This is a genomic window from Streptomyces sp. CB02980 (genome assembly GCF_014451325.2).
Classification (GTDB): Bacteria; Actinomycetota; Actinomycetes; order Streptomycetales; family Streptomycetaceae; genus Streptomyces.
Window position 1 is genome coordinate 542,603 of sequence record NZ_JACSCH020000001.1, and the last position, 25,669, is coordinate 568,271.

Genomic DNA, 25,669 nt, shown 5'->3' on the forward strand with positions numbered 1-25,669 from the left:
GCCGGCCGGGCCCGGGCGGACGGTTCCGCCCGGGCCCGGCCGGCACCGCACCCACACCGTCCCAGGGGGCCGCCGGCAAGGGCGGCCGCCTTGATCAGGCCATCACCAGAACGATGTCCAGGGTCCTGGGGCCGTGCACGCCCTCGACACGCTCCAGCTCGATGTCACTCGTGGCCGAGGGACCGGAGATGAGCGTGAGCGGCCGGCGGGGGTCGAGCCGGCTCAGCGCCTCGGGCACGTCGGGGACGATCTGGTCCACCCGGACCACGCAGACGTGCTGGTCGGGCAGCAGGGTGAGGGCCCTGCGGCCCTGGCCGGGTCCGTGGTCGAGGATCACGGTACCGGTGACGGCGATCGCGGTGGCGACCGTGGTGACCACGGCGTCCGCGCCGTCGAGTTGCCCCACCGTCAGCGGCGGAGCGTCCGCCAGCCGCGACCACGGCCCCTCCGGGACCAGGTCCTCGGGAAGCCCGGACGGCACCACCAGGGAGCGTGCTCCGGTGCGGGCCAGCGCGCGGCCGACGGCCGCCGCCGCCTCGGCCGCCGGAACCCGGACCACCGTGGCGCGGTACTCGGCGGCACGCTCGGCGAACAGCCCGACGACGTCCGGTCCCGCGTGGTCGGCGCGTCGGATGGCCGGGAGCGGTATGTCGTCGGGGTTCTCCGAGCCGGGCACGCCGGCCAGGGCTCCCCGCACCGCGTCCAGGATGCTCTTGCGGCCGTTCATCGTCGTCCCTTCCTCTCCCCCGTCGCGGGGCCGTCCTCATGCGCGGGTGTTCTCGTCCGGCGCCACCAGGCACGGAGCGTCTCCGGGGGCGGCACAGGCGTGTCACGGCTGTCGGACCAGCGGGCGAGCGGACCCGGCAGGGCGCCGATCCGGCCGTTACGGGCCACCAGGCGGGCCCCGAAGGCGGCGAGCCTCTGGGCCGCGGCCAGTCGACCCGGGGAGGACATGGCGGCGCCCGCGGCCTTCATGGCGAGCGACTCGACGGAGGGCAGGAGTCTGTTCCGCCGCCCCGCCTCCACGGCCTCCGCGCGCAGGTGGACCAGCACCTCGGGAATGTCGATCTTCACGGGACAGGCGTCGTAGCAGGCGCCGCACAGGGTCGAGGCGAAGGGCAGAGAGGCCGCGTTCTCGATGCCCACGAGTTGCGGGGTCAGTACGGCGCCGATCGGGCCGGGGTAGACGGATCCGTAGGCGTGGCCGCCTGTCCGCTCGTACACCGGGCAGACGTTCAGGCACGCCGAGCAGCGGATGCAGGCGAGGGCCTGGCGGCCCACCTCGTCGGCCAGCGTCGCGGTGCGGCCGTTGTCGAGGAGGACCAGATGGAAGTTCTGTGGACCGTCGCCCTCGGTGACGCCGGTCCACAGGGAGGTGTACGGGTTCATGCGCTCGCCCGTCGACGAGCGGGGCAGGAGCTGGAGGAAGACCTCCAGGTCGGCGAAGGACGGCAGGACCTTCTCGATGCCCATCACGGTGATCAGCGTCTCCGGCAGGGTGAGGCACATCCGGCCGTTGCCCTCCGACTCCAGCACCACCACCGTTCCGGTGTCGGCGGCGGCGAAGTTGGCGCCCGAGACGGCCACCTTGGCCCGCAGGAACTTCTCCCGCAGGTGGAGCCGGGCCGCCTCGGCGAGATCGCGGGGGTCGTCGGAGAGCCCTTCGGGAGCCGGCCTTCCCCACTCCCCCATCTCGCGCCGGAAGATCTCCCGGATCTCGGAGCGATTGCGGTGGATGGCCGGCACCAGGATGTGGGAGGGGCGGTCGCTGCCCAACTGCACGATGAGTTCGGCGAGATCGGTCTCGTAGGCGCGTATGCCGGCGTCGGCGAGCGCCTCGTTGAGGCCGATCTCCTGGGTCGCCATCGACTTGACCTTGACGACTTCCTGCTGCTCGGTGTCACTGCCGCCGGCCGCCCGCACCAGGTCGGTGACGATGCGGTTGGCCTCGGCGGCGTCCGCCGCCCAGTGGACCACTCCGCCCGCGGCCGTCACGGCCTTCTCCAGGCGGAGGAGATGGTGGTCGAGGTGGCGCAGGGTGTGACGCTTGACGGCCGCGGCCGTCTCCCGCAGATCCTCCCAGTCCTCCAGTTCGGCGGCGACCGCCAGCCGCTTGTCCCGGATGGTGCCGGTGGCCCGGCGCAGGTTCGCCCGCAGTCGGGTGTCCGCGAGCGCGGCACGCGCCGCCTCCGGGAAGGCCGGTGTGCCCAGCCATACGACGTTGTCCGCGCCGCTCACCGTACGTCCCCCTCCGTGGAGGCTTCCGTGGAAGCCAGGATCTCGGCCAGGTGCATCGTGCCGACGCCGGTGCGGAGGCGGGACAGGCCGCCGCCGATGTGCGTGAGACAGGAGTTGTCGCCCGCGCACAGGAACTCGGCCCCGGTGTCGAGGACATGGCGCATCTTGTCGGCGAGCATGGCGTTGGACACCTCGGCGTTCTTCAGCGCGAAGGTGCCGCCGAAGCCGCAGCAGGACTCGGCGGCGGGCAGTTCGACGAGGTCGATGCCCTTCACGGCGCGCAGCAGCCTGAGCGGCCGGTCGCCGACGCGGAGCATGCGCAGCGAGTGGCAGGTCGGGTGGTAGGTGACGCGGTGCGGGAAGTACGCGCCGACGTCGGTGACGCCGAGGACGTCGACGAGGAGTTCCGACAGCTCGTACACCGTCGGCGCCACTCGCTCGACCGCCTCGGTGAGGGCGGCGTCGCCGTACTGGGCGGCCACCACCCGGTGGTGGTCGCGCACCATGCCCGCGCAGGACCCGGAGGGAGCGACGACGGCGTCGTAGCCCGCGAACACCTCGGCGAAGCGGCGCACCATGGGCAGGGTCTCGGGCCGGTAGCCGGTGTTGAAGTGCATCTGGCCACAGCACGTCTGGCCCTGCGGGAACTCCACGGTGTGGCCGAGGCGTTCAAGGAGGGCGGTCACCGCCTGGCCGGTGCGGGGGAACATCGTGTCGTTGAAGCACGTGATGAAAAGGGCTATGCGCATGGGGGTTCCTGGGGCGGGACCGGGGGTGCCGGGATGGTCAGGCCATAGGTCCGTACAGCCGTGCCGGTGAGGACGTCGCGGCGCTCGGCCGGGCTGAGCTCGGCGGTCATGTCGACCGCGGTGGCGAGGACTTCGGCGTAGGTGGCGGCGAGCCGGCAGACGGGCCAGTCGGAGCCGAACATCAGCCGCGCGGGTCCGAAGGCGTCCAGGACGGTGTCGGCGTACGGCCTCAGCTCATCCACCGTCCAGGAGTCCCAGTCGGCCTCGGTGACCAGGCCCGAGAGTTTGCAGACGGTGTTGGGGAGGGCGGCAAGGCGTCTGATCTGCTCCGCCCAGGGGGCGAGTTCGCCGGACGCGATGGGCGGTTTGCCGAGGTGGTCGAGGACGAAGGTGAGGCCGGGCAGGCGCTGCGCGGCCTCGACGGCGGCCGCGAGTTGGTGCGGCTTCACCAAGAGGTCGTAGACGAGTCCTGCCTCGGCGATCGCGGTCAGGCCGCGCAGTGCCTCCGGGCGCACGAGCCAGCGGGGGTACGGCTCGCCCTGTACCTGGTGGCGCATTCCCACCAGGTGTTCCCCACCGAGGCCGGCGCGCAGCCCGGCGAGGGTGTCCGCGACGTCGGGTGCGGTCAGGTCGGTCCAGCCGACGACCCCGGCGACCAGGTCGCTGCGCGCGGCCAGGGCGAGGAATTCGGGGGTCTCTTCCGGCACGGTGATCGTCTGCACCAGCACGGTCGCGGTGACGCCGGCCGCGCGGGCCTCCGGTGTCAGGTCGGCGAGGGAGAAGTTCCTTCGCAGCGGGGAGAGTTCGGGCCCGGCGATCCAGTCCTGGTCGCGGACGGAAAGGTCCCACACGTGGTGGTGTGCGTCCACGATTCCCGGCCCGTGGTCCGCCCGGGTCACAGCTCCCACACCACCGGCAGCGAGGCGTCCGTGCCCTGCGCGGAGTAGTCGTGGACGACGTCGAGGAGCTCGGCCATCCGTGCCTGCCATGCGATGTTGACCGGCAGCTTCGCGAGTGCGGCGATCATGGCCTGGTAGTCCTGGACCTCCAGCACGTGGAACAGGTCGGTGCCGCTGCGCCAGATCGTCCACTCGCTCACCCCCGCGGCCCGGATGGCCGCGGCCAGCTCCTCGGGCACCTGCCGGTGCGCGGCGTCGTACTCCTCGATGCGGTCGGCGCGGACCTTGGTGTGCAGGGCGACCTTCATGACGCCTCCTTCGGCGACGGGGCTTCTTTCCCGGTGGGTGCGGTGACGGGGACGGGCGTCTCCGGGTCCAGCAGGCCCTCGGCGCGCAGCTCGTCCCACAGGGCGTCCGGGATCGGGCGCCGCAGCTGCGCCACGGTGTCGCGCACCTCCTCGGGGGAACGGGCACCGGTCAGGACGCTCGCCACGGCCGGGTGGCCGAAGGGGAAGCGCAGCGCGGCGGCCCGCAACGGCACGCCGTGGCGCTCGGTGACCGCGAGCAGCCGCAGCGCCCGGTCGAGCACCGGCTGCGGGGCCGGCGCGTAGTCGTAGGTGGCGCCCGGCCGGGGGGCGGACAGAAGCCCGGAGTTGAACACTCCGCCGATGACGACGCTGCGGCCCCGGGCAGCCGCCTCCGGCAGCAGTTCGGTGAGCCCGTCCTGTTCCAGGAGGGTGTAGCGGCCGGCCAGGAGCACCACGTCGACATCGGTCTCGCGCAGGAAGCGGGCGGGCAGGGCGGACCGGTTCATGCCGATGCCGATCGCCCCGACCACGCCTTCGCCTCGCAGCCGCTCAAGGGCCGGGTAGGCCCCACGCAGTGCCTGCTCGGCGTGGTCGTCCGGGTCGTGCAGCAGGGCGATGTCGACGCGGGCGAGGCCGAGGCGGTCCAGGCTCGCCTCGAGGGAGCGCAGCACTCCGTCGGCGCTGAAGTCCCAGACCCGGCGGTGGGTGGCCGGGACGGCGAAGCCGTGGGCGAGGTCGTTCCCGGGACCTCCCCGAGGGCTCGGGACGAGGAGCCGGCCCACCTTCGTGGAGACGGTGTAGGTGTCGCGGGGGCGGTCGCGCAGGGCGGCACCGAGCCGCCGTTCCGACAGGCCGAGTCCGTAGTGGGGGGCGGTGTCGAAGGTGCGGACGCCGGCGTCCCAGGCCGCGTCCACCGTGGCGTGGGCGGCCTCGTCGGTGACCGGGTGGTAGAGGTTGCCGAGGGCCGCGCAGCCCAGGGCGAGCTCCGAGACCGGTACCTCGCTGCCGCCGAGCCCGGTGGTCCTCACGACCGGGCCGCCGGGCGCAGCCGCAGTCCTTGCATGCCGCCGTCCACCGCGAGCGCGGTGCCGGTGACGGACGCCGCGGCCGGACCGGCCAGGTAGACGATGGCGGCCGCCACCTCGTCGGCGGTCACCAGACGGCCCATGGGCTGGCGGGCGTCGAGTGCGGCCCGTTCGGCCTCGGGGTCGTCGGCGGCGTCGAGCAGCCGGGCCACCCACGGGGTGTCGGCGGTGCCGGGGTTGACGCAGTTGACCCGGATGCCGTCACGGACGTGGTCGGCGGCCATGGCCAGGGTGAGAGACAGCACGGCGCCCTTGCTGGCGGAGTACAGGGCGCGCTGCGGCAGTCCGGCGGTGGCCGCGATGGAGCAGGTGTTGACCACGGACGCGGTGCCCGGACGGGCAGTGGCGGCGCGGCGCAGATGGGGCAGGGCGGCGCGGGTGGTGCGAACCATGCCGAGGACGTTGACGTCCAGGACGCGGTGCCACTGTTCGTCGGGGTTGTCCTCGACGGTGCCGGTGGCGCCGATGCCCGCGTTGTTGACGAGGATGTCGATGCCACCGAGCCGCATGGCCGTCTCCTCCACGGCGGCGCGTACGGAGGCGTCGTCGCTGACGTCGGCCTTGAGGCCGAGCAGGGGTTCCCGTATGCCTTCCGGATCGAGGTCGAGTACGGCGACGGCCGCACCCCGCGCCGCCAGCGCGCGGGCCGTGGCGAGCCCGATACCGGACGCGCCGCCCGTGACGAGAGCCTTGAGGCCGGTCAGTTCGGTCATGCCGCTTCCTCCTGCGCGGCGCGGTCGGCAACCCAGAACGTACCGTCCGGGTAGCGGTACTCGGCGATGGACTCCTCACGCATGGCTGCGGAGAAGCCGGGGGCGAGCGGCGCCGTGTAGTGGCCGTCCCGGATCACCACCGGTTCGACGAAGTGCTGGTGGAGGTGGTCGACGTACTCGATGACGCGGTTCTCGGTGGTTCCGGCGAGGGCCAGGTAGTCGAACATCGACAGGTGCTGCACCAGCTCGCACAGCCCCACTCCGCCGGCGTGCGGGCACACCGGCACCCCGAACTTCGCGGCGAGCAGCAGGATCGCCAGATTCTCGTTGACCCCGCCGACGCGCGCCGCGTCGATCTGGAGGACGTCGATGGCGCCGGCCTGGAGGAGCTGTTTGAAGACGATCCGGTTCTGCACGTGCTCGCCGGTGGCCACCTTCACGGGAGCGACGCCCTGCCGTACGGCCGCGTGGCCGAGGATGTCGTCGGGGCTGGTCGGCTCCTCGATCCAGTACGGGTCGAACGCGGCGAGCGCGTTGGTCCACCTGATCGCCTCGGCCACGTTCCACCGCTGGTTGGCGTCGATGGCGATGCGGATGCCGTCACCGACAGCGGCGCGGGCGGTGCGCAGCCGACGGATGTCGTCGCTGAGGTCCGCGCCCACCTTGAGCTTGATCTGCGTGAAGCCGTCGGCCACGGCCTGCTTGGCCAGTCGGGTGAGCTTGTCGTCGGTGTAGCCGAGCCAGCCCGGGGAGGTGGTGTAGCCGGGATATCCGCGCTCCAGCAGGGTCGTCTCACGCTCCGCGAGGCCCGTGCGGCCCTCGTGGAGGAGCGTGAGGGCGTCCTCGGGGGTGAGGGCGTCGGCGATGTAGCGGAAGTCGACCTGGGAGACCAGCCACTCCGGCGAGGCGTCGGCGAGCAGCCGCCACAGCGGCTTGCCCTCCCGCTTGGCGGCCAGGTCCCACACGGCGTTGACCACGGCGCCGATCGCCATGTGCATCACGCCCTTCTCGGGGCCGAGCCAGCGCAGTTGGCTGTCGCCGATCAGGTCCCGGCTGACCGATCCCGGATCGGCGCACAGTTCCGCTACGGAGCGGCCCACGACGTGGGGCCGCAGTGCGTCGATCGCGGCGACCTGGACGTCGTTGCCGCGTCCGATGGTGAAGGTGAAGCCGTGGCCCTCGTGGCCGTCGCCGGCGTCGGTGCGCAGTACGACGTAGGCGGCGGAGTAGTCGGGGTCCGGGTTCATCGCGTCGGAGCCGTCCAGTTCCCGCGAGGTGGGGAAGCGGACGTCGTAGGTGTCGACGGCGGTGATCCGAGCGGAGGTTGCAGTCAAGGTGGTGCTGCCTTTCACGCTTGGGCGAAGGTCTGGCGCTGGCTGCCGAGGCCGTCGACGGAGAGCTCGACGGTGTCGCCGGGGCGCAGGAAGGGAGTACCGGGGAGGCCCAGAGCCACACCCGCGGGGGTGCCGGTGTTGATCACGTCGCCCGGCTCCAGGACCATGTACCGGCTCAGGTACCAGACGATGTGGCCGACCGTGAAGACCATGTCGCTGGTGTGACCGTTCTGCCGCTTGGCGCCGTTGACGCTCAGGTGCAGGCCGAGGTCCTGCGGGTCGCCGGCCTCGTCGGCGGTGACCAGCCACGGCCCGAGCGGGTTGAAGGTCTCGCAGGATTTGCCCAGGTCCCACTGCGACGAGTACTCCAGCTGGAATTCCCGCTCCGACACGTCGTGGCTGATCGCGTACCCCGCGATCACGGCCCGCGCGGCATCCGGTCCGTCCAGGTAGCGCGCCTGGCGGCCGATGACGATCGCGAGCTCGACCTCCCAGTCGGTCTTCACCGATCCACGGGGTATCAGCACCTCGTCGTACGGGCCGACGACCGTGCTCGGGTCCTTCATGAACACCACCGGACGCGGGGGGATCGCCGCGCCGGTCTCGGCGGCGTGGTCGCGGTAGTTCAGGCCGATGCAGACGACCTTGCCGGGGCGGGTGACGGGCGCCCCGATGCGCAGCCCGTCCGGGTCCAGTTCGGGCAGCCGCCCCGCCGCGACCGCCGCGCGGGCCCTGTCGATCCCCCCGGAGGCGAGGAAGGCACCGTCGATGTCCCGGGTCACGGAGGACAGGTCAAGGAGACGGCCGTCGTCGGCGCGTACCGCGGGCCGCTCTTCACCTGGGGATCCGACTCGTAGCAGTTTCACCGGGCAACTCCCTTGCCGAGTTTCGGTTTCGTCTCTGGGGTCGGCCGGCCGTACGGGTCAGACGACCTGAGGTGCGCCGGTCCGGGCCGTTCGCCAGGGCTTCGGTCATCCACACCGTCAGTCATGGGATGTTTCACGAGCCACAGCGACCTTAGACGCGGAGATCGCCGCTGACAATGGATTCCTCGGATGTATTTCCTCGGCATGCCCGTCGACGACGCTCCCCCGGGGCCGCATGTCGCCGGTCGCGCACTCTTGTCAACGCCGCCAACGTCGCCGTAACGTCCTCGACGTCCGAGATACATCGGAGGAATGGCCGGTTCATTGGGTGCGCTCGTCGGGCGCCCCGCCGTCTGAGGGGGGCGTCGCCGGCGAGGCGATCGACAGGGTGCGGGCTGCAACGCCCTCCCGGCGTCCTTCTGTCGTGGCTACGCCCGCACGTCGACGAACCGTTCGAACAAGAACTCGTGCTTGAGGAAGGACACGTCGTACTCGTGACCCGGATACGGCGGAATCAGCTGGGCGGCCTGGAACAGCCGCCAGCCGTCCCGGAGCGCTGCCACCCCCGACTCGTACGGCGGCTCGTCGCTGTCGCCCGTGGTGGGCGAGGTGTGGCCGGTGCCGTCGTAGCGCGACCAGCCGACCACAGAGGAGTCCAGCGCCGAGTCCGCCAGGTACAGCACGAGCACCTGCTGCCGCAGCACCGGGGCGGTGGCGTCTCCGGTGTCCGCCCGCGCGGGAAGAATCGCTTCGGTCGTCATGCCACGGCCCCCTTCGGGCGGTTGGAGACCCTGGTCACCCAGTGGTCGAGGTCGAAGCCGTCGTCGCCGGTCAGCTCCCGCCACAGCAGGATGCGGTTGTACCGCTCCAGCCGGCCGGTCGCTCCCTCGTACCACGGGAACATCGTGTCCAGCTCCGCGGTCACCTGCGGGTCGTGGAGATCCGTGGTGTCCCACAGACGTCGTTGACGCACCCTGGGGTTGAAGCGGATCTTGAACATGTAGCGGAGGGTGTCGCTGTCGTTGCGCCGACCCCCGTGCCAGATGCCGTGGTGCAGAAACACCACGGTGCCGGCCGGGCAGACCAAGCGGTTCTGACCGCGCAGGTTCTGGTAGCGGCCGGTGTCCGATTCGTTGGTCCGCCGCAGATGGCTGCCCGGCACGCTGAGCGTTCCGCCCATCTCGAGCGTCACGGCCTGCGGGTAGTACATCAGCTGGACGTCGAAGGCGTCCGGCCGGACGTCGATGATGGCGTCCCCGTGCAAGGCCTGCGCGGCGCCTCCGTGCGGCTCGCGGGTGTGCACGAAGTGGTGGTCCACCCATGGATCCGGACCGACCAGGCTGCGCAGGGCCCCCGCCACCTGCGGCAGTTCCAGCAGCCTGCGGACGAAGGAGCCGTTCGCGTACGCATCGGACAGGGGCGTCCCGTACGGCACCGGTGGCACTCCGTCCGCCAGTACCGCCATGCCCTCGGCGTTCATCTCCGCCGGGACCACCGCGTCAAGCCGTAGTGACCCGGATGCCACGAAGCGCGCCATCTGCACGGAATTGAGCAGTTCTTGCCTGTTCTCCATGACCGCCACGCTAGGTCCCGCCGCCGCGCACCGCGTGGGCCGCGCTCACCCTCCACTGGTCGATTATCACCATGCTGTCCGACGGGTCCGTCGAGGACCGCGCCCAGGAGCGGGCCGCGTATGCCGTGGTAGAACACGTGACCATGCAGACGGTTCTCGCCCATCTCGACGAGCCTCCCACGCTCGCCGCCCTCGGCATCGGCGTGCACGGACCGGCCGGCCGGGTCGAGGTGTTCTCGCTGCCGGACCTGTGGCAGCTCCATCTGTACGGCTACGAGGCCGACTTGACGGTCGACGGCACCGAGCACGCGATCCGCCCCGGGCGGGTCAGCCTCGTACCGCCCGGAACCGAGGTGCGTTACCGCTACCGGGGCCGCTCCGAACACCTCTACGTCCACTTCCGCCTGGGCTCGGCGGGGACACCCCACGGCATTCCCGTGATCCAGCCCGCCGGCCACGAGCTCGACCTGCTCACCGCACAGTTGCGGCAGGCACTGGCAGCCTGGCCGAACACCCCGGCCGGGGCCACCGCCGAGGTGTGGGGCGCCCTGTGGCGGATCGCCCGGCTCACCTCGGCGCGGGAGCAGAGCGCCCGGGCCGTTCATCCGGCCGTGGCGGCCGCGACGGCCCTGATCGAGGCGCGGCTGACGGAGGCCCTGACGGTGCCGGAGATCGCGAAGGCGGCCGGCGTCTCCCACAACCATCTGACCCGGCTCTTCCGCGCCGCCACCGGGGAAACCGTCGTCGGCTACATCCGGGCCCGCCGGATGGAACGCGCACGCCATTTCCTGCGGGCCACCACCCTCTCCATCCCCGCCGTCGCCGCCTCGGTCGGCATCCCCGACCTCCAGGCGTTCAACAAGGCCTGCCGCCGTGAACTCGGGGCGTCACCACGCGGCATCCGTACCGCCGGCCCCGCCCCGCGCAACAGCGCGGATCAGTAGGCACAGACCATCGGCAGACCGCCTCCCGCCTCCCCCAAGACCCGATCGGCTCCTGCTCCGAAGATCTCCGGCAACCCTTTCGCCTCCGGCGGCAACCAAGCAGTGCACCATCGGCTCGATCTTCCGGACGGACGGACATGCGGACAGCACGGCAGGCATCGCGGCAGCGCAGGCACAGACGCAGGCAAAGGCTGATGTGGAGCACGACGGCGGTGATGGCAGCCGCGGGCGCTCTGATCTGCCTGGTGGTGGCGCTGCGCCCGGGCCCTCCGGCGGATGCGGGGGCGGCCACGACCGTAGCCCCCGTCAACGGCACCGAGGCGGCGCCGACGACCACTCCCACGACCAGTTCCGCGACCCCGGCCAGGGCCTCTCACACGCCGACGACCCCGGCGTCGCCCCCCACCCCGACCCGGAACCCGACCACGGGCACGGCCGCGGGCACGACCACCGCGGCGCCGAAGCCCTCGCCGACGGTCCGCTCGCGGACGACCGGCCGCGCGGCACCCCGGACCGGACGCATCCAGCCCCACACCCCCTACAAGGGGGTCGCGACCGCTTACAAAGCCGCGGACGGCAACGGCGCCTGCCTGTTCGGGCCGAGCGACGACCTCATGGTCGCGGCGATGAACACCACCGATTACGAGTCGTCCAGGGCGTGCGGTGCGTACGTGCGCGTCCGCGCCTCCAACGGCGCCTCGATCACGGTCCGGATCACCAACGAATGCCCGCTGCCCTGCGCGCCCGGACAACTCGACCTCAGCGAGCAGGCATTCGCCAAGCTGGCGGACCTCAAGGTCGGCCGGCTCCCGGTCACCTGGAGCCTGCTGAGCCCCGGCACGCTCGGCCCGCTCTCCATCCGGTACAAGACCGGGTCCAACCCCCACTGGTGCGGCATCCAAGTGATCGACCACCGCAACCCGGTCGATCGGCTGGAGGTCCGCACCGCCCAAGGCTGGCGACAGCTGCCCCGTACCGAGTACAACTACTTCCTCGCCACCGACGGCAGCGGATGCGGCAGCTCGATCAGGATCACCGACATCTACGGAGAACGGCTGACGGTCGACGGGATCGCGCTGAGGCCGGATGTCGCCCAGCCCACCCGCGTCCAGTTCGCCCCGCGCTGAACCCGCCTCGACGTTCACTCGCTGTCACGAGTCGTGACCGGGGCGCGGGGCGGACGGAGCGGACCTAGGCTGGAAACAGCCGCTGGACACCGGTCCTGGCGAGCAACGCTGTCCGGACGGAGGCGTGGCGCGTGGAGATGGCTGCCGAGCAGGATGCCCCGACTGCCGCTGTCGTGGTCGACCCGGACGGCACGGTGAGCGGCTGGAGCGAGGGCGGGCGGCTGCTGCTGGGCTGGACGGCGGAGGAGACCGTGGGGCGGCCCGTGACCGATCTGCTGGTCGATCCCCCACCACCCGGCTTCCCCGAGTCCGACGGTGCCGGCCCCGCGGGGTTCATCCCCCTGCGCCACCGGGACGGTTCCACGGTGGACGCCGTGGTGACGGCTCACCCGCTGTTCGGCCCCGGCGGGCGGGCACTGGGCCACGCGATGACCGTCCAGCGTTGGGGACGCCGCCCGGTGATCGCCGACCGGGCCTTCGAACAATGCCCCTTCGCTCTGGGCGTCTACGACCCTGACCTGCGGTTCCTATGGATCAACGCCTCCTCGGGCCGGGTGATCGCGCACTCCGAGGAGCAGGTGCTCGGTAAGAAGTACCGCGAGGTGCTTCCGGAATTCGACCGCTCGCTCTTTCCCGAAAGGGACGACAAGCCCTACACCGACCAGCTTTCCGAAGTGGCGAGGACGGGCAAGCCCGCGCGTCTCATCACCGTCTTCCGCCCGCTCGGCAGTAACTACCCCAACGCCTGGGCCACCAGCATCTGGCCCGTCCGCGATGCCGAGGGCAGGGTCCGTGCCGTCGCCAACTGGGGATTCGACATGAGCGCCGAGTACTGGGCTCGGCAGCGCCTGCTCCTCCTCAACAAGGCCAGCGGCGGCATCGGCCGGACACTCGACGTGATCGGCACCGCCCAGGAACTGGCCACGACCGCGGTGCCGGGATTCACCGACCTCGTCACCGTCGATCTCTTCGACGAGGTGCTGCGCGGAGAGGAACCGCCCTCCGTGTCCGCGTTCACCCCCGGCGAGACCATCGTGCTCAGCCGTGCCGCCCAGCACCGCGCGAAGGAGGACACCGACCGGGCGCCCGGGCCCACGACGCCGGTCAGCCACCCTCCCGGTTCCGTCGCCGCCCGCTGCATGGCCACCGGCAGTTCCACGGTCGAGCTCGCCGCCGAGCCCGGCCAGGGCGGCGAATGGGCCTTCGGGCCCGGGCTCGCCGCCGACCCGGCCCACTGGCCGCCGGGCAACCCGTTGATCGACGAGTCCCTTGTCGCGGACGGGCTGACCGGCCGGATCACCGTGCCGCTCCGGGCGCGCGGCGCGCTGCTCGGGGTCGTCGCCTTCTCACGCCTCGACCGGCCCGAGGCCTTCACCGCCGACGACCTGATCCTCGCCGAAGAGCTGACCGCCAAGGCAGCCGTCGCCATCGACAACGCCCGCCGGTACTCGCGCGAGCGCACGACCGCGCTGACCCTGCAACGCAGCCTGCTGCCACAGGGGCTGCCGAACCAGGAGGCGGTCGAGGTGGCGTCCCGCTACCTGCCCGGTGGGGCCGACGCCGAAGTGGGCGGTGACTGGTTCGATGTCGTTCCGCTGTCCGGCGCCCGGGTCGCCCTGGTCGTCGGCGATGTCGTCGGCCACGGCCTGCACGCCGCGGCCAGCATGGGCCGGCTGCGCACGGCGGTCCGCACCCTCGCCGACGTCGACCTGCCGCCGGACGAGTTGCTGACCCACCTGGACGACCTGGTCCTGCACCTCGGAGTCGACCTCCAGCCCGCCGGTCACTTCCAGCCGACCGGCGAGTCCGGAGCCACCTGCCTGTACACCGTCTACGACCCTGTCTCCCGGCGCTTCACGCTGGCGAGTGCCGGCCATCCGCTGCCGCTGATCGTCTCCCCGGACGGCACCAGGACGCCGGTGGCCTCACAGCCGGGACCGCCGCTCGGCATCGGTGGGCTGCCTTTCGAGGTCACCGAGCTCGAACTGCCGGAGGGCAGCCTGCTCGCCCTCTACACCGACGGGCTGGTGGAAAGCCGCGAGCGCGACGTCGACCAGGGCATCGCCGAACTGCAGCGGGTCCTCAACCACTCGGCCACCTCGCTGGAGGCGCTGTGCGACACGGTGATGGACGCCATGCTCCCCGAGCGCCGCACCGATGACGCCGCCCTGCTGCTCGCCCGCACCCACGCGCTGGATCCCCACCACGTCGCCGACTGGGACGTCGAGCCCGACCCCTCGCAGGTGCCGCGCGCCAGGAAGTCCGCCGTCGACCAGGTGGACGCCTGGGGCCTGGAGGAGCTGTCGTTCGTCACCGAACTGGTCGTCAGCGAGCTGGTCACCAACGCCATCAGATACGGCGAGCCGCCGATCAGGCTGCGGCTGATTCGCGATACGTCCCTGATCTGCGAGGTCTCCGACGCGAGCAACACCGCTCCGCACCTGCGCCGGGCCCGCACCTTCGACGAGGGAGGCCGGGGCCTGTTGCTCGTCGCCCAGCTCACCCAGGGGTGGGGCAGCCGGCACACCACCGACGGCAAGACGATCTGGTGTGCGCAGACCCTCCCCTGAGGAGCGCCTTTCCGGGCACCGTCACCAGCCGGTCGGCAGACCGGCGACGAACGGGACGAGCCGGTCGGCGATGAGTCGGTCGTCCCGGGCCGAGTAATGCCAGTCGCAGCCGAGGAAGTCCAGGCCCGAGTCGTCGAGGAACCAGTAGCGGACGCCGCTGTCGCCGGCGTCGTTGCGTGTCTTGACCACCTGCTGGACGTGGCCGGCGTACTGGCCGGCGCCGACGGCGACGATGGTCGTCCCCGTTCCGTAGCGTGTACGCAGCTTCTGGAGGAAGCCGTCGTAGGCGCTGCGGTAGCCGGCCGCGAGGCTGTCGGGCGTCCAGGGCTCGCCGGGGTTGACGGCGGTCGAGAAGTCGTTGGTGCCGAGGTTGACCACCACGACCTGGGGGCGCCAGGTGCCCGGGTTCTGCCAGACGTCGCCGGACACGTTCTGCAGGGCCCGGTCGTAGAAGGTCCGGTACGTGACGTCCGGCTCGCCTCCGTTGAAGTTGCGCACCATGCCACGGCCCGAGTAGCCGTTGATCTGGTAGTCGGCGTTCAGTTGCCGGGCGGTGAGGGCGCCGTAACCGACATCGGAGTTGGTGTTCCGCTTGACCTGGTCCCAGGTACAGGTGCGGGAGGTCGAGAGGTTGCCGTAGCCCACCGTGAGGGAGTCACCGATGAACTCGATCTGACGGCTGCGGGCGGCCGGCTTGCTCAGTACGGCACCGCCGGGCGCCGCGACGAAGCCTCCGAACGTGCTGGTGTCCCCCGGAGTGTCGTTGCGCTTGACGAGTCGGACCGAGTGCTCTCGGTCCTGCAGCCCGTCGATCCAGTGTGTGGTGTTGCCGGGCGTGACGAGTGTGGCGACAGTGGCTCCGTCGATCTGGATGTCGTAGTCGGCTGCCGAGTCGTTGAGTACGACCCCCACACCGGTGCCCCTGACGCGGCCCTCGAAGTACACGCCGGGCCAGCTGTACTGCACCGTGTTCCCGGCGTCCTTGACCCGCCCCGCGGTGTGCACCTGTGCCGCCACTCCCGACGCGCGGACCAGTTGCCATTGCTGGTTGGCCCCGCCCCAGTCGGTGAACTGCACGACCTCGGCGCCGTCCGCGGTGGAGGCGTTCTGGACCTCGACGGCCCTGCCGCTGTTGCGGTTGACCAGCACGTACCAACCACTCGTGTCCACCGTGGCCGCCTGCGCAGCCCCGGCGGCACCAAGCCCGGCCACCAGCGCCGCCATCAAAGCGGTCACCGCGGCAAACACCCCCACGCGCCTCCCCCGCCCCCACACCCGGAATGTCCTCTGCATGCCGTCTCCCTGCATTCGTGTCCCTTTCACTGAGTAGGCGCCGGCCGGCCGGCGAGGTCCGTGCGGCGCACGGGAGCGCGCTGCCCGCCGCCGCGAACGCCTTCCCGTACACGCGTCCCCGTATCATCAACGTCACCCTCGGCATGCGGACTCGGGAACAGGTCGGACGAAACGTGGAAATCCATGATCAGCACGTCCCGGACGGCCTCTGGGGCGCTCTCCGCACTCAGGGCCTGAGCAGGTCGGACGTGCCCACCGGGCACGGTGGGGGGAGGGATGAGCGGTGTCTCTGACGGACAAGGCCATCGAGCGGATCCGCGAGCTGATCCGGACCGGCGCCCTGCCGCCGGGCTCGAAGCTCCCACCGGAGCCTGACCTGGCGGCTCAGCTGGGCCTGTCCCGCAACCTCGCCCGGGAAGCGGTCAAGGCGCTGGCGGTCGCGCGGATCCTGGAGGTCCGGCGGGGCGACGGCACGTATGTGACCAGCCTCCAGCCGAGCCTGCTGCTCGAAGGGCTCGGCAGCGCGGTGGAACTCCTGCAGGGCGACGCGATCGCGCTGCAGGACCTCATGGAGGTACGGCGGCTCCTGGAACCGGTCGCCACGGCACTGGCCGCGACCCGGATCTCCGACGACCAGCTCGCCGAGGTGGAGCATCACTTGGATGCCATGCGCGAGGCCCGCGACGACGTCGAACAGCTCAACGCCCACGACGCCGCCTTCCACCGCGCCGTCGTCTCCGCCACGGGCAACGAGACCCTGCTCACCCTCCTGGAGGGGATCTCCGGCCGCACGCTGCGCGCCCGCATCTGGCGCGGTCTTGTCGACGACAAGGCCGCGGGCCGCACTCTCGCCGAGCACGAGGCGATCTTCGACGCGCTGTCCAGCCGTGACGCCGTCCTCAGCCAGGCCGCCGCACTGCTGCACGTGAGCAACACCGAGCAGTGGCTGAGAGAACACCTGCGCTCAGGCGAACCCCTCCCCTTCGGGACGACTGCGCAGAAGTGACGGCAGGCGCTGCCCGCACAGCGCCCTGCGACGCCGGGCGCCCGCACCTTGCCGCTCCAGCGGTTCACCGCCCTGGAGGTGCGACGTCCGGGTCGAAGGGCCGGTCGTAGACCTCCAGGCTGCGGATCGAGGCCCAGACGCCGTGGGGAAGACCGGTGACGGTCACCCGCACATGGCGTGCCTGGGCGCGGAAGACGGAGACCTGCACCTGTCCGGTGCCGGTGGTGGTGGTCAGGTCGGCCAGAGTGGTCCAGGTGGCGTTGTCGGTGGAACCCTCGATCCGGTACCGGTAGTTCGCGCCCGCGGACTCCCAGGCGATACGGGTGCCGGTAAGCGACCTCTCCGATCCCAGGTCCACCTTCAGCCACTGTCCCGCGTCGCCGTCGTGCGCGCACCAGCGCGTGGCGGTGGAGCCGTCGACGGCCTTGGCCGCGGTGTTGCCCCGGGAGGTCTCCTCGCTGCCGGCCGTGGCCGTCCTGCCGGCGGCGATGTCGGCCGGCTGCACGGAGCGGTCCAGCGTGACGCCGACGACGCTGTCCTCGGGGATGCGGATGCGGTTGATGTCCGTGATCGTCACCCTGCCGTCCGCACCGACGGCGTACGGCAGGTCGGAACCGGTGGCGACGTCGAACACCCGGGTGACGTGCGCGTCCCCGATGGACGGGGTGGTGAAGCCGGTGCCGCTGTGGCCGGGCAGCAGATGGACGTAGAAGGTGTCGTCCCCGTACGTGTAGCCGTACTGTCCGTCCACGGGTTCCCACGGCCCGCCGCGCGTGCCGTAGACGGCCTGTCCGCAGGTGGACAAAAAGGAGCCGACCCTGCGCACCGCCGCCGCCTGGTCGGCCGGTACCACGCCGGTACGGTCCGGGCCGACATTGAGCAGGCAGGTCATGTTCCGCACCCAGGCGTTGACCAGAATGTTCATGATGTCGCCGAAGCTCATCACGGTCGCGCCGGCCGTGTGACCCCAGGCGCCGCCGATGGTGAAGCACTTCTCCGCCAGCTTGCCGGTGCGGATCGCTCCACTCGGGACGGAACCGCCTTCCTCGCTGGTGTAGTCGCCGATCCAGCCGGAGCGCAGAGTGGTGACGATGTCGGGCTGGTGCTTGCGCACCATGCCGGTCAGCCCCAACGGCCTGCCGGTGGCGGGGTCGGTCTCGCTGTACGCGGAGTCGACCGGCCATTCGTTGGAAGGGGCGCGGAACCTGCCGGGCTCCCAGAAGAAGGCGGCGTCCGCGTCGGTGCCCGTCTGACCGAGCCAGCCGCCGTCCCACCACAGGTCGTCGATCTTGCCGTACTGGGTGATCAGCTCCTTGATCTGCTGGTACACCTCGTTCTTCATGATCCGCGCGTCCTCCTTGTGCGCGGGATCGGTCACGTATCCCCATGTGTTCGGCAGGCAGTCGGTGCCGCGGACGTCGAAATAGCCGGGGTGGCGCCAGCTCATCGGCGAGTAGTACAGACCCACCTTCAGCCCGGCGGCGCGCACAGAGGTGACGTACCTGCTGATGAAGTCGCGCTGCAGAGGCGCCTGTCCGGCATGCCAGGCGTTCGGGTGCGTGGACGGCCACAGCGCGAACCCGTCGTGATGACGGGCCGTGAGTACCGTGTACGTGGCGCCCATGTCCTTGGCCAGCTGCGCCCAGTCGGCGGGGTCGTACGCGGTGGCGGTGAACTGCTCGCTGGTGGCCTCGGTGACGTACTCCCTGTAGTCCTCCGGGGTGACGGCGGCGTTCTCCATGTACCACTCGCCCTTGGCCGGGCCGGAGTAGACGCCCCAGTGGATGAACATGCCGAGCTTGGCGTCCTGCAGCCACTGGATCTTCTCGTCGGACTGCTGCTCGACACCCAGGTCCGACTTGGGGATCCGTAGGGGGAGAAGGGGCAGCGGCTGCGGGGAGGAGGCAGCGCGGGCCGGCGTCGTCGGCGTCGGCGTCGGCGTCGGCGAGACGTCTGCGGCAACCGTCATGGCGGTTATGCCGGTCAGCACGTTGCGGCGACCGAACGGTGGGGACAAGGCTCTCTCCTGACAGTTCGCAGAACAGCACGGACGATGTCGCAGCCGTCTCGGGAGCAGGAGCGGAGAGGGCACCTCGGTGGTGAACCGCATGTCGCCGCAGCACTCCAGACATGGGATGCATTAGTAGCCACAGAGAGGCACTCTGTCCATAGGCGGGACGAGAATCCCTGACCTCGCAGGAGTTGAGCATCGCTATCCGGATGCCGATCCGCTCATCATGGGATGTATCCACCGTGGGGCACGCATTGACGAGACCATGCCGCATGCCTACTGTCCTGCGACGGAGCCCGGTCGCCGACCGGCGTCCCGTCTGCCCCGGCCCTCGTCAGCCGACTCTCGGCCCACGAGGCCGCCACCCACGCCGTCCTGTCAGCACGTCAGCCGACCGCCGACGCCGGCCAGACGCTACGGTCGAACCGCCGACGGAACGGCGCCCGGCCCCGCTGACAGGGCTATCACTCGCAGAAGAGGACACCTGTATGAGAAGGCCTTGGTTTCTCCCCCTGATCATGCTTGTCGCTGTCACGCTCGGGGTGACGGCGGCCGGCGTGACCCCTGCCTCCGTCGCCTCGACCACGTCCTTGAGGGTCATGCCGTTGGGCGACTCGATCACCTGGGGCGTGGGCAGCAGTACGGGCAACGGCTACCGAAGCCCATTGCGGAACAGGCTTGCGGCAGACGGCCATCTGCTGGACTTCGTGGGCACGTTGCGTGGCGGTTCGATGCCCGACTCCGACAACGAGGGTCACTCCGGATACAAGATCCACGAGATCGCCGCACTCGCCGACGCCTCTCTGACCCGCTACCGGCCCAACGTCGTGACACTGATGGTCGGCACCAACGACCTCAACCAGAGCTACCAGGTCTCCACCGCCACCGCCCGGCTGAGGGCGCTGGTCGACCGGATCACCGCCGCCGCCCCCGACGCGACCGTCCTCGTGGCCTCCCTGGTCGTCTCCACCAGCGGCTCGGAGGAGCAGTACCGCGCCGCGTACAACCAGGCCGTCCCCCACATCGTGAGGGACGCTCAGGCCACGGGCAGGCACGTCGCCTACGTGGACATGAGCAGCCTGACCACGGCCGACCTGGCCGACGCCCTGCATCCCAACGACGCGGGCTACCAGAAGATGGCCGACGCCTTCCACCGCGGCATCAAGACCGCTGATGGCGCCGGGTGGCTGAGGAATCCCGTCCCCGCCGCCTCACCCGTGCGGTCCGGCATCACCGGCAAGTGCCTGGATGTCAGCGGCGCCGGCACCGCCGACGGGACCGCCGTCCAGATCCGGGGCTGCGGCGACGGTGTCAACCAGCTCTGGTCCGCCTACACCGACGGCACCGTGCGCTCCATGGGCAAGTGCCTCGAAGCCGCCGGCCGGGGCACCGCCAACGGCACCAAGGTGCAGATCTGGGGCTGCCACGGCGGCGCCAACCAGGTCTGGGAGCCCTACAACGGCGGCTACCGCAACCCCGTCTCCGGCCGCTGCCTCGACGTTCCGGGCTCTTCCACGTCCGACGGCACGCAGCTCCACCTGTGGAACTGCCACGGCGGCTCCAACCAGAAGTGGACCACTCTGGCCACCGGATGACCCCCGCGCCCGGGGCCGGAACCCTTTCCGGGCTCCGGCCCCGGGCGAAACCGGTGGCGGACACTGCCGGGCCCGAGTGGCGTCAGCCCGCCAGTCGAGCTTTCCAGATCTCCTCGCTGGGCCATCGCCGGGCCCAGTCGGCGGAGACTTCCGCGTAGTCCCGCGCAGACCCGGGTGCTTGGATCTCGATCAGGTCCTCCACGACGAAGCCGCAGTCCCGCAGCAGCCGGAGCATCTCACCGTGCGGCAGGACGAACTCCACATGATTCCCCGAGTGCAGTCGATGCAGACCGAATTGCCCACGGGACAGGGTGGTGGACGCCGGCCCCTCGGACGACGCGCACAGCGCGTACAGCGGTGAGTAACGCATGAAGACCAGCCGGCCTCCGGGAACGAGAAGCCGGGCCGCCTCCGGGATCCACTGGTAGGGATCGCACCACAACGAGGCGCCGTATTCGCTGATCGCCAGGTCGAACGTGTCGTCCTCGTAGGGCACCTTCTCGGCATTGCCCAGGACAAGGGGGAAGTCGATGCCGAACTCCGCCTGCATCGCGCGAGCAGTGGCGAGCTGCTTCTCCGAGAGGTCGACGCCGACCGGGCGGGCGCCTGCTCTGGCCAGCCAGGCGGAGACGTAGGCGGTCCCGCAGCCCAGCTCGACGGCGCGCATCCCGTCGATGCCGTCGGGAAGCACGCGGACCCGCGATTCAGGGGTGCCCCACAACCCCCAGGACGGTTCCCTCTGCGCCCAGTGATCACGGGCCAACGGCCCGTGCCACGCTGCCGCCTCGTCATCCCAGAATCGTCGGTTCTGCTCCAGATGGTCCGCCAGGGCGTCATCAGTCATGGAGGCATTCCATCGAAGGGGCCGGCGTGCCGGCAACGGGATTACCCACGGCGCCGCAAACCCGAGACGTCGAAGCGCTTCGACGATCCCATGTGCCCTGTTGAGCTGTCAACAAACCAGTAGAAGAATCCGTCGAACGGTAGAGACTCTTGTTTCGCACGAAACAAGTCCGTTAACTTGCGTCTGGAAGCGAAGCGCTTCGACTGCGGCCAGGAGCACCGACCCCGCTGCTGTCCGGCCTACGGGCGGTGGCCCGGTCGCCGAAGCAACACGCACCTGCCTTCGCCAACCGTCTCCGGCCCCGCACAGGGCCGTCAGAGCACCACGCGACTCTCCGTCCCCAAGGAACCGTCATGACGACTCGCAGCATCACCGACCGCCTCGGCGGCCTGGCCTTCGGCGGGGACTACAACCCCGAGCAGTGGGACGAGGCGGTCTGGAAGGAGGACGACGAGCTCATGCAACGGGCCAGGGTCAACCTGGCCACCGTGGGCGTCTTCTCGTGGGCCCTGCTCGAACCGGAGGAGGGGCGCTACGACTTCGCCTGGCTCGACGCCCAGATCGACCGCCTCCACGCGAACGGAGTGGCCGTCGACCTCGCCACCCCGACGGCCTCCCCACCGCCCTGGTTCACCCTGGCCCACCCCGACGCGCTGGCGGTCCTGCCCGACGGCACCCGCCTCGTCCACGGCAGCCGCGACACGTACTGCCTCGCCGCCCCCGCCTACCGCAGCGCGGCCCGCCGGATCGCCTCCGCGCTCGCCGAGCGATACGGCGACCATCCCGCCCTCACGCTGTGGCACGTGCACAACGAGTACGGCACACTCTGCTCCTGCGACCATGCGGCCGCCGCCTTCCGGGTGTGGCTGCGGGCCCGCCACGGCTCGCTGGACTCCCTCAACGACGCCTGGGGAACGGCCTTCTGGAGCCAGCGCTACACCTCCTGGGAGCAGGTGCTGCCGCCGCGCGCGACGCAGTGGCACAAGAACCCCGGCCAGGCCCTGGATTTCCACCGCTTCTGGTCCGACGAGATCATCGCCGCCTACCGCGAGCAGCGCGACGCGATCCGCTCCTACAGCGACCTGCCGGTGACGACCAATCTGATGCTCCCCGCCTACCAGAACGTGGACCTGTGGGCCTTCGCCCGCGAACTCGACGTCGTCACCTCCGACCAGTATCCGACCGCACCCGGCCTGGACGCCTCCGCCGACGCCGCGTTCCACGCGGACCGCACCCGTTCCCTGGGCGGCGGACACCCCTGGCTGCTGATGGAACAGGGCACGAGCACCGTCTACGACGGCGACCAGACACTCGGCAAGGAGCCCGGCGAGATGCTGCGCCACACCCTCGGCCACATCGCCCGCGGTTCGGAGGGCGCACTGTTCTTCCAGTGGCGGCAGTCCCGGGCCGGCGCCGAGACCTGGCACTCGGCCATGGTCCCGCACGCGGGTCGGGACAGCCGCATCTTCCGCGAGGTCACGCAGGTGGGCGAGGCGGTCGCCCGGCTGGGCGAGCTGGCGGGATCGATGGTCACCGCGTCGGTGGCCGTGCTTGACGACCCGGACGCCTGGTGGGCGCTCGACGTGGACGGGCTGCCCTCCTCCCGCCTCGACTACCACGCGGCACTCGTCCGGGCGCACCGTGCGCTGTGGGACGCGGAAGCCACCGTCGACTTCGCCCACCCGGAGCACGAGTTGAGCCGCTACCGGCTCGTCATCGCCCCGGCCCTGTTCCTGCTGTCGGACAAGGGCGCCGCGAACCTGCGCCGTTACGTCGCCGGCGGCGGGACGCTCCTGGTCCAGCACGCGACCGGTTTCGTCGACGACCGGCTGCACGCCAGGCTAGGCGGCTATCCCGCCGAGCCGCTGCGCGAGGCGCTGGGCATCCGCGTCGAGGAGTACCGGCCGCTGCGGCAGGACGAGCGGATCACCCTGTCGGACGGGTCGCTCGGCACGGTCTGGAGCGAGTCCCTGCGCACGGAGGGCGCGGAGACGCTCGCCACCTACACCCACGGCATGCTCACGGGCCGCCCCGCGCTCACCCGGCACCGCTCCGGCACCGGGCAGGGCTGGTATCTCTCCACCCTCCTGGACGACGCCGACTACGCCGCCCTGGTCGGCCGCCTGCTGAAGGAGGCCGGCGTCGCACCGGACGTGCCGGGCCTGCCGGCCGGTGTCGAAGCCGTCACCCGACACGCACCCGACGGCCGCAACTGGCAGGTCCTGCTCAACCACAACTCCGAGGCCGTGCCCTTGCCGGACCCCGCCCACGACCTGCTCACCGATGCCCTCACGCACGAACTGCCGCCCGGCGGTTGCGCGGTACTGCGCGGAAACTGACCTCGAAAGGGTCGTCATGACCGAGGAACACGCAACCTTCCCCTGGGGGCACGAGGCCCTTCACCTCGACATCGCCCTCGATGACGACGGCAGCCCGCGTCTCACGCACCTCGGGCTGCCGGGCGAGGCTCACAGAATCCCCGGTGCGTCCCTGCCGCTGGTGGAGGTGACGGCCACGGGGCACGGCCGCGGCTGGTCGGGCGACCGGCTGATCGACACCGATCTCGGCCGGCGTCTGCGCCACCGGAGCCACCGCGCGACCCGCGACGGCGACTGGCACACGCTGACCGTGCACCTCCACGATCCGGAGACCGGGCTGGCCGCGGAGGTGACCTACCGATCGCCGGACGGCGTCCCCGTGCTCCGCAGCGAGGTGACCCTGCGCAACGAAGGGCAGACCGCGCTGCACCTGGAGTCGGTCAGCTCGCTCGCGGTGGGCTGCCTCACCCCGCAGGACCCGGCGGCCATCGACGCCGCGGACCTGCTGTGGGCGGAGAACGACTGGCTCGCCGAATGCCGCTGGCAGCGACAGCCGATGCGCGTGACCACACCGGCCCGCAACGGCCGGGTGAGCCGGGCGCACGGCAGAGCCGGCTTCACCCTGAACGGGCAGGGCACCTGGTCCAGTTGCGGGCGCCTCCCCATGGGCGGCCTGACGGACCGGCATACCGGCCGCACCTGGGTGTGGCAGATCGAGCACAGCGGCGGGGGCTGGCGCTGGGAGTGCGCGGAGCACGAAGAGGTCGCCTACGCGGCGCTGTTCGGACCCACCGACACCCACCACGGGTGGCGGCACTCCCTCGAACCCGGCGCCGTCTTCCGCACCGTACCCGCCGCCCTGTCGTTCAGCGCCGACGGCGGCCCCGACGCCGCGTTCGCCGCGCTGACCCGTTACCGCCGCGCCCAGCGCCGCCCGCATGCCGACCACCAGCGCCTGCCCGTCATTTTCAACGACTACATGAACTGCCTGATGGGCGACCCCACGACCGAGAGGCTGCTGCCGCACATCGACGCGGCGGCCGACGCGGGCGCGGAGTACTTCGTGATCGACGCCGGCTGGTACGACGGCGACAACGGCGGCTGGTGGGACAGTGTCGGCGCCTGGGAGCCTGCGGCCTCCCGGTTCCCCGGGACGCGCGGGATCCACGAGGTCCTCGACCGCATCCGGGAGCGCGGCATGGTTCCCGGCCTGTGGCTGGAGCCCGAGGTGATCGGCGTACGCAGCCCCATCGCCAAGTCCCTGCCCGACGCGGCGTTCTTCCGCCGCGACGGCGCCCGCGTCACGGAGGCGGGCCGGCACCACCTGGACCTGCGCCACCCCGCCGCCCGTGCCCATCTGGACCAGGTCGTGGACCGCCTGGTCGGCGAGTGGGGCGTCGGCTACCTCAAACTCGACCACAACATCGACCCCGGTTCCGGCACCAGTGCCCACCCCGGCGAGACCCCGGGCGCGGGCCTGCTCGGCCACAACCGGGCGCACCTCGACTGGCTCGACGGCGTCCTCGACCGGTACCCGCACCTCGTCGTGGAGAACTGCTCCTCCGGCGGCATGCGCTGGGACCACGCCCTGCTCTCCCGGATGCAGCTGCAGTCCACCAGCGACCAGCAGAACCTGCACCTCTACGCGCCCATCGCGGCCTCCGCCCCCACCGCCGTCACGCCCGAGCAGGGTGCCGTCTGGGCGTACCCCCAGCCGGAGGACTCCCTCGACGAGGTGGCCTTCACCATGGCCAACGCGCTCCTCGGCCGGATCCATCTCTCCGGCCGCATCCCCGAACTCCAGCCGGAGGCCCGCGCCCTGGTCTGGGAGGCGGTAGCGGTGTACAAGGCCATCCGCGCCGACCTGCCGCAAGCCGTACCGTCCTGGCCGCTGGACCTTCCTGCCTGGGACGACCCCTGGATCGCCCTGGCCCTGCACACTCCCGCCACCACCTACCTCACCGCCTGGCGCCGCCCCGGAACCGACGCCACGGCGACGCTGCACCTGCCCCACCTGCGGGACACCGCCGCGCGAGTCGAGGTGCTCTACCCCTCGGTCAGCCGGGCCCTGGCCGCATGGACGCCCGGCACGGCCGAGCTGAGCCTGACCCTGCCCACCGCGCCGTCCGCCGTCCTGCTCCGCATCACTCCCACGGACCCCGGCGCTCCCTGAACCACCCCGCCCCCGCATCACGA

General features: G+C 71.2%; 21 protein-coding genes. 7 read left to right on the forward strand and 14 right to left on the reverse strand.

Going from position 1 to position 25,669, the window contains the following annotated elements; translation table 11 throughout:
* Nucleotides 1-94: 94 nt before the first annotated feature.
* The 11 genes from E0F75_RS02530 to E0F75_RS02580 all read right to left on the reverse strand — a co-directional run bounded on the left by E0F75_RS02530 (nt 95) and on the right by E0F75_RS02580 (nt 9,765).
* The gene (locus E0F75_RS02530; protein WP_187620746.1) at nt 95-727 is read right to left on the reverse strand and encodes an LUD domain-containing protein; all 633 of its coding nucleotides are present in this window, start codon (nt 725-727) and stop codon (nt 95-97) included.
* The gene (locus tag E0F75_RS02535) at nt 724-2,238 is read right to left on the reverse strand and encodes a LutB/LldF family L-lactate oxidation iron-sulfur protein (RefSeq protein ID WP_187620747.1); all 1,515 of its coding nucleotides are present in this window, start codon (nt 2,236-2,238) and stop codon (nt 724-726) included. Before E0F75_RS02535 ends, E0F75_RS02530 begins: the two co-directional genes overlap by 4 nt.
* Complete coding sequence (locus E0F75_RS02540) at nt 2,235-2,987, reverse strand: (Fe-S)-binding protein (protein WP_187620748.1); 753 nt, start codon at nt 2,985-2,987, stop codon at nt 2,235-2,237. Before E0F75_RS02540 ends, E0F75_RS02535 begins: the two co-directional genes overlap by 4 nt.
* Nucleotides 2,978-3,856 carry an amidohydrolase gene (locus E0F75_RS02545; protein ID WP_229312442.1) on the reverse strand — a complete coding sequence of 293 codons (879 nt, stop codon included), beginning with the start codon at nt 3,854-3,856 and terminating at the stop codon, nt 2,978-2,980. Before E0F75_RS02545 ends, E0F75_RS02540 begins: the two co-directional genes overlap by 10 nt.
* 26 nt (nt 3,857-3,882) lie before the next feature.
* Nucleotides 3,883-4,194, reverse strand: coding sequence for an L-rhamnose mutarotase (locus E0F75_RS02550; protein ID WP_187620750.1), 312 nt, complete (start codon nt 4,192-4,194; stop codon nt 3,883-3,885).
* Nucleotides 4,191-5,222 carry an aldo/keto reductase gene (locus tag E0F75_RS02555; RefSeq protein ID WP_187620751.1) on the reverse strand — a complete coding sequence of 344 codons (1,032 nt, stop codon included), beginning with the start codon at nt 5,220-5,222 and terminating at the stop codon, nt 4,191-4,193. The genes E0F75_RS02550 and E0F75_RS02555 overlap by 4 nt, the downstream gene beginning before the upstream one ends.
* A complete protein-coding gene (locus E0F75_RS02560; RefSeq protein WP_187620752.1) occupies nt 5,219-5,992 on the reverse strand; it encodes an SDR family NAD(P)-dependent oxidoreductase in 774 nt (257 codons plus the stop codon). Before E0F75_RS02560 ends, E0F75_RS02555 begins: the two co-directional genes overlap by 4 nt.
* Nucleotides 5,989-7,326 (reverse strand): L-fuconate dehydratase, encoded by a 1,338-nt coding sequence (locus tag E0F75_RS02565; protein ID WP_187620753.1) that lies wholly within the window; start codon nt 7,324-7,326, stop codon nt 5,989-5,991. Before E0F75_RS02565 ends, E0F75_RS02560 begins: the two co-directional genes overlap by 4 nt.
* Nucleotides 7,327-7,340: 14 nt before the next feature.
* Nucleotides 7,341-8,192, reverse strand: a complete 852-nt coding sequence (locus E0F75_RS02570) for a fumarylacetoacetate hydrolase family protein (protein WP_187620754.1) — start codon at nt 8,190-8,192, stop codon at nt 7,341-7,343.
* A 428-nt stretch (nt 8,193-8,620) separates the two neighbouring features.
* A complete protein-coding gene (locus E0F75_RS02575; protein ID WP_187620755.1) occupies nt 8,621-8,953 on the reverse strand; it encodes a hypothetical protein in 333 nt (110 codons plus the stop codon).
* Complete coding sequence (locus E0F75_RS02580) at nt 8,950-9,765, reverse strand: phytanoyl-CoA dioxygenase family protein (RefSeq protein WP_187620756.1); 816 nt, start codon at nt 9,763-9,765, stop codon at nt 8,950-8,952. Before E0F75_RS02580 ends, E0F75_RS02575 begins: the two co-directional genes overlap by 4 nt.
* A gap of 143 nt (nt 9,766-9,908) precedes the next feature.
* On the opposite strand from E0F75_RS02580, the gene E0F75_RS02585 reads away from it, so the two are divergent.
* From E0F75_RS02585 to E0F75_RS02595, 3 genes are all read left to right on the forward strand, one after another.
* A complete protein-coding gene (locus tag E0F75_RS02585; RefSeq protein WP_187621020.1) occupies nt 9,909-10,709 on the forward strand; it encodes a helix-turn-helix domain-containing protein in 801 nt (266 codons plus the stop codon).
* Nucleotides 10,710-10,903: 194 nt separating this feature from the next.
* On the forward strand, nt 10,904-11,836 hold the full coding sequence (locus tag E0F75_RS02590; protein WP_229312443.1) for an expansin EXLX1 family cellulose-binding protein: 933 nt from the start codon (nt 10,904-10,906) through the stop codon (nt 11,834-11,836).
* Nucleotides 11,837-11,973: 137 nt separating this feature from the next.
* Nucleotides 11,974-14,406, forward strand: a complete 2,433-nt coding sequence (locus tag E0F75_RS02595; RefSeq protein ID WP_187621021.1) for a SpoIIE family protein phosphatase — start codon at nt 11,974-11,976, stop codon at nt 14,404-14,406.
* Between the two features lie 21 nt (nt 14,407-14,427).
* On the opposite strand, the gene E0F75_RS02600 is transcribed toward E0F75_RS02595, so the two are convergent.
* Nucleotides 14,428-15,642 carry an RICIN domain-containing protein gene (locus tag E0F75_RS02600; RefSeq protein WP_374115356.1) on the reverse strand — a complete coding sequence of 405 codons (1,215 nt, stop codon included), beginning with the start codon at nt 15,640-15,642 and terminating at the stop codon, nt 14,428-14,430.
* A 340-nt stretch (nt 15,643-15,982) separates the two neighbouring features.
* Here E0F75_RS02600 and E0F75_RS02610 point away from each other — a divergent pair, with 340 nt between their 5' ends.
* A complete protein-coding gene (locus E0F75_RS02610) occupies nt 15,983-16,705 on the forward strand; it encodes a FadR/GntR family transcriptional regulator (protein WP_187620758.1) in 723 nt (240 codons plus the stop codon).
* A gap of 64 nt (nt 16,706-16,769) precedes the next feature.
* Here the strand turns inward: E0F75_RS02610 and E0F75_RS02615 are convergent, their stop codons facing one another.
* Nucleotides 16,770-18,674: an alpha-L-fucosidase gene (locus E0F75_RS02615; RefSeq protein WP_229312444.1), complete on the reverse strand. Its 1,905-nt coding sequence runs from the start codon at nt 18,672-18,674 to the stop codon at nt 16,770-16,772.
* 530 nt (nt 18,675-19,204) lie between these two features.
* Here E0F75_RS02615 and E0F75_RS02620 point away from each other — a divergent pair.
* Entirely contained in the window at nt 19,205-20,311 is a 1,107-nt protein-coding gene (locus E0F75_RS02620; protein WP_187620760.1) for a ricin-type beta-trefoil lectin domain protein, read from the forward strand.
* 82 nt (nt 20,312-20,393) lie between these two features.
* Here the strand turns inward: E0F75_RS02620 and E0F75_RS02625 are convergent, their stop codons facing one another.
* Nucleotides 20,394-21,155, reverse strand: coding sequence for a class I SAM-dependent methyltransferase (locus E0F75_RS02625; protein ID WP_187620761.1), 762 nt, complete (start codon nt 21,153-21,155; stop codon nt 20,394-20,396).
* Between the two features lie 353 nt (nt 21,156-21,508).
* On the opposite strand from E0F75_RS02625, the gene E0F75_RS02630 reads away from it, so the two are divergent.
* Both E0F75_RS02630 and E0F75_RS02635 read left to right on the forward strand, forming a co-directional pair.
* A complete protein-coding gene (locus E0F75_RS02630; protein ID WP_187620762.1) occupies nt 21,509-23,494 on the forward strand; it encodes a beta-galactosidase in 1,986 nt (661 codons plus the stop codon).
* Between the two features lie 16 nt (nt 23,495-23,510).
* Nucleotides 23,511-25,646, forward strand: coding sequence for an alpha-galactosidase (locus tag E0F75_RS02635; protein WP_187620763.1), 2,136 nt, complete (start codon nt 23,511-23,513; stop codon nt 25,644-25,646).
* The last annotated feature ends 23 nt before the right edge of the window (nt 25,647-25,669 follow it).

What these genes read in the sequence shown, in the direction of transcription:
- E0F75_RS02560 (WP_187620752.1), bottom strand. Translation starts at nt 5,992, where the DNA reads ATGACCGAACTGACCGGCCTCAAGGCTCTCGTCACGGGCGGCGCGTCC.
- E0F75_RS02530 (WP_187620746.1), bottom strand. Translation starts at nt 727, where the DNA reads ATGAACGGCCGCAAGAGCATCCTGGACGCGGTGCGGGGAGCCCTGGCC.
- E0F75_RS02580 (WP_187620756.1), bottom strand. Translation starts at nt 9,765, where the DNA reads ATGGAGAACAGGCAAGAACTGCTCAATTCCGTGCAGATGGCGCGCTTC.
- E0F75_RS02595 (WP_187621021.1), top strand. Translation starts at nt 11,974, where the DNA reads ATGGCTGCCGAGCAGGATGCCCCGACTGCCGCTGTCGTGGTCGACCCG.
- E0F75_RS02625 (WP_187620761.1), bottom strand. Translation starts at nt 21,155, where the DNA reads ATGACTGATGACGCCCTGGCGGACCATCTGGAGCAGAACCGACGATTC.
- E0F75_RS02635 (WP_187620763.1), top strand. Translation starts at nt 23,511, where the DNA reads ATGACCGAGGAACACGCAACCTTCCCCTGGGGGCACGAGGCCCTTCAC.
- E0F75_RS02630 (WP_187620762.1), top strand. Translation starts at nt 21,509, where the DNA reads ATGACGACTCGCAGCATCACCGACCGCCTCGGCGGCCTGGCCTTCGGC.
- E0F75_RS02540 (WP_187620748.1), bottom strand. Translation starts at nt 2,987, where the DNA reads ATGCGCATAGCCCTTTTCATCACGTGCTTCAACGACACGATGTTCCCC.
- E0F75_RS02550 (WP_187620750.1), bottom strand. Translation starts at nt 4,194, where the DNA reads ATGAAGGTCGCCCTGCACACCAAGGTCCGCGCCGACCGCATCGAGGAG.
- E0F75_RS02615 (WP_229312444.1), bottom strand. Translation starts at nt 18,674, where the DNA reads ATGACGGTTGCCGCAGACGTCTCGCCGACGCCGACGCCGACGCCGACG.
- E0F75_RS02590 (WP_229312443.1), top strand. Translation starts at nt 10,904, where the DNA reads ATGTGGAGCACGACGGCGGTGATGGCAGCCGCGGGCGCTCTGATCTGC.
- E0F75_RS02585 (WP_187621020.1), top strand. Translation starts at nt 9,909, where the DNA reads ATGCAGACGGTTCTCGCCCATCTCGACGAGCCTCCCACGCTCGCCGCC.
- E0F75_RS02575 (WP_187620755.1), bottom strand. Translation starts at nt 8,953, where the DNA reads ATGACGACCGAAGCGATTCTTCCCGCGCGGGCGGACACCGGAGACGCC.
- E0F75_RS02620 (WP_187620760.1), top strand. Translation starts at nt 19,205, where the DNA reads ATGAGAAGGCCTTGGTTTCTCCCCCTGATCATGCTTGTCGCTGTCACG.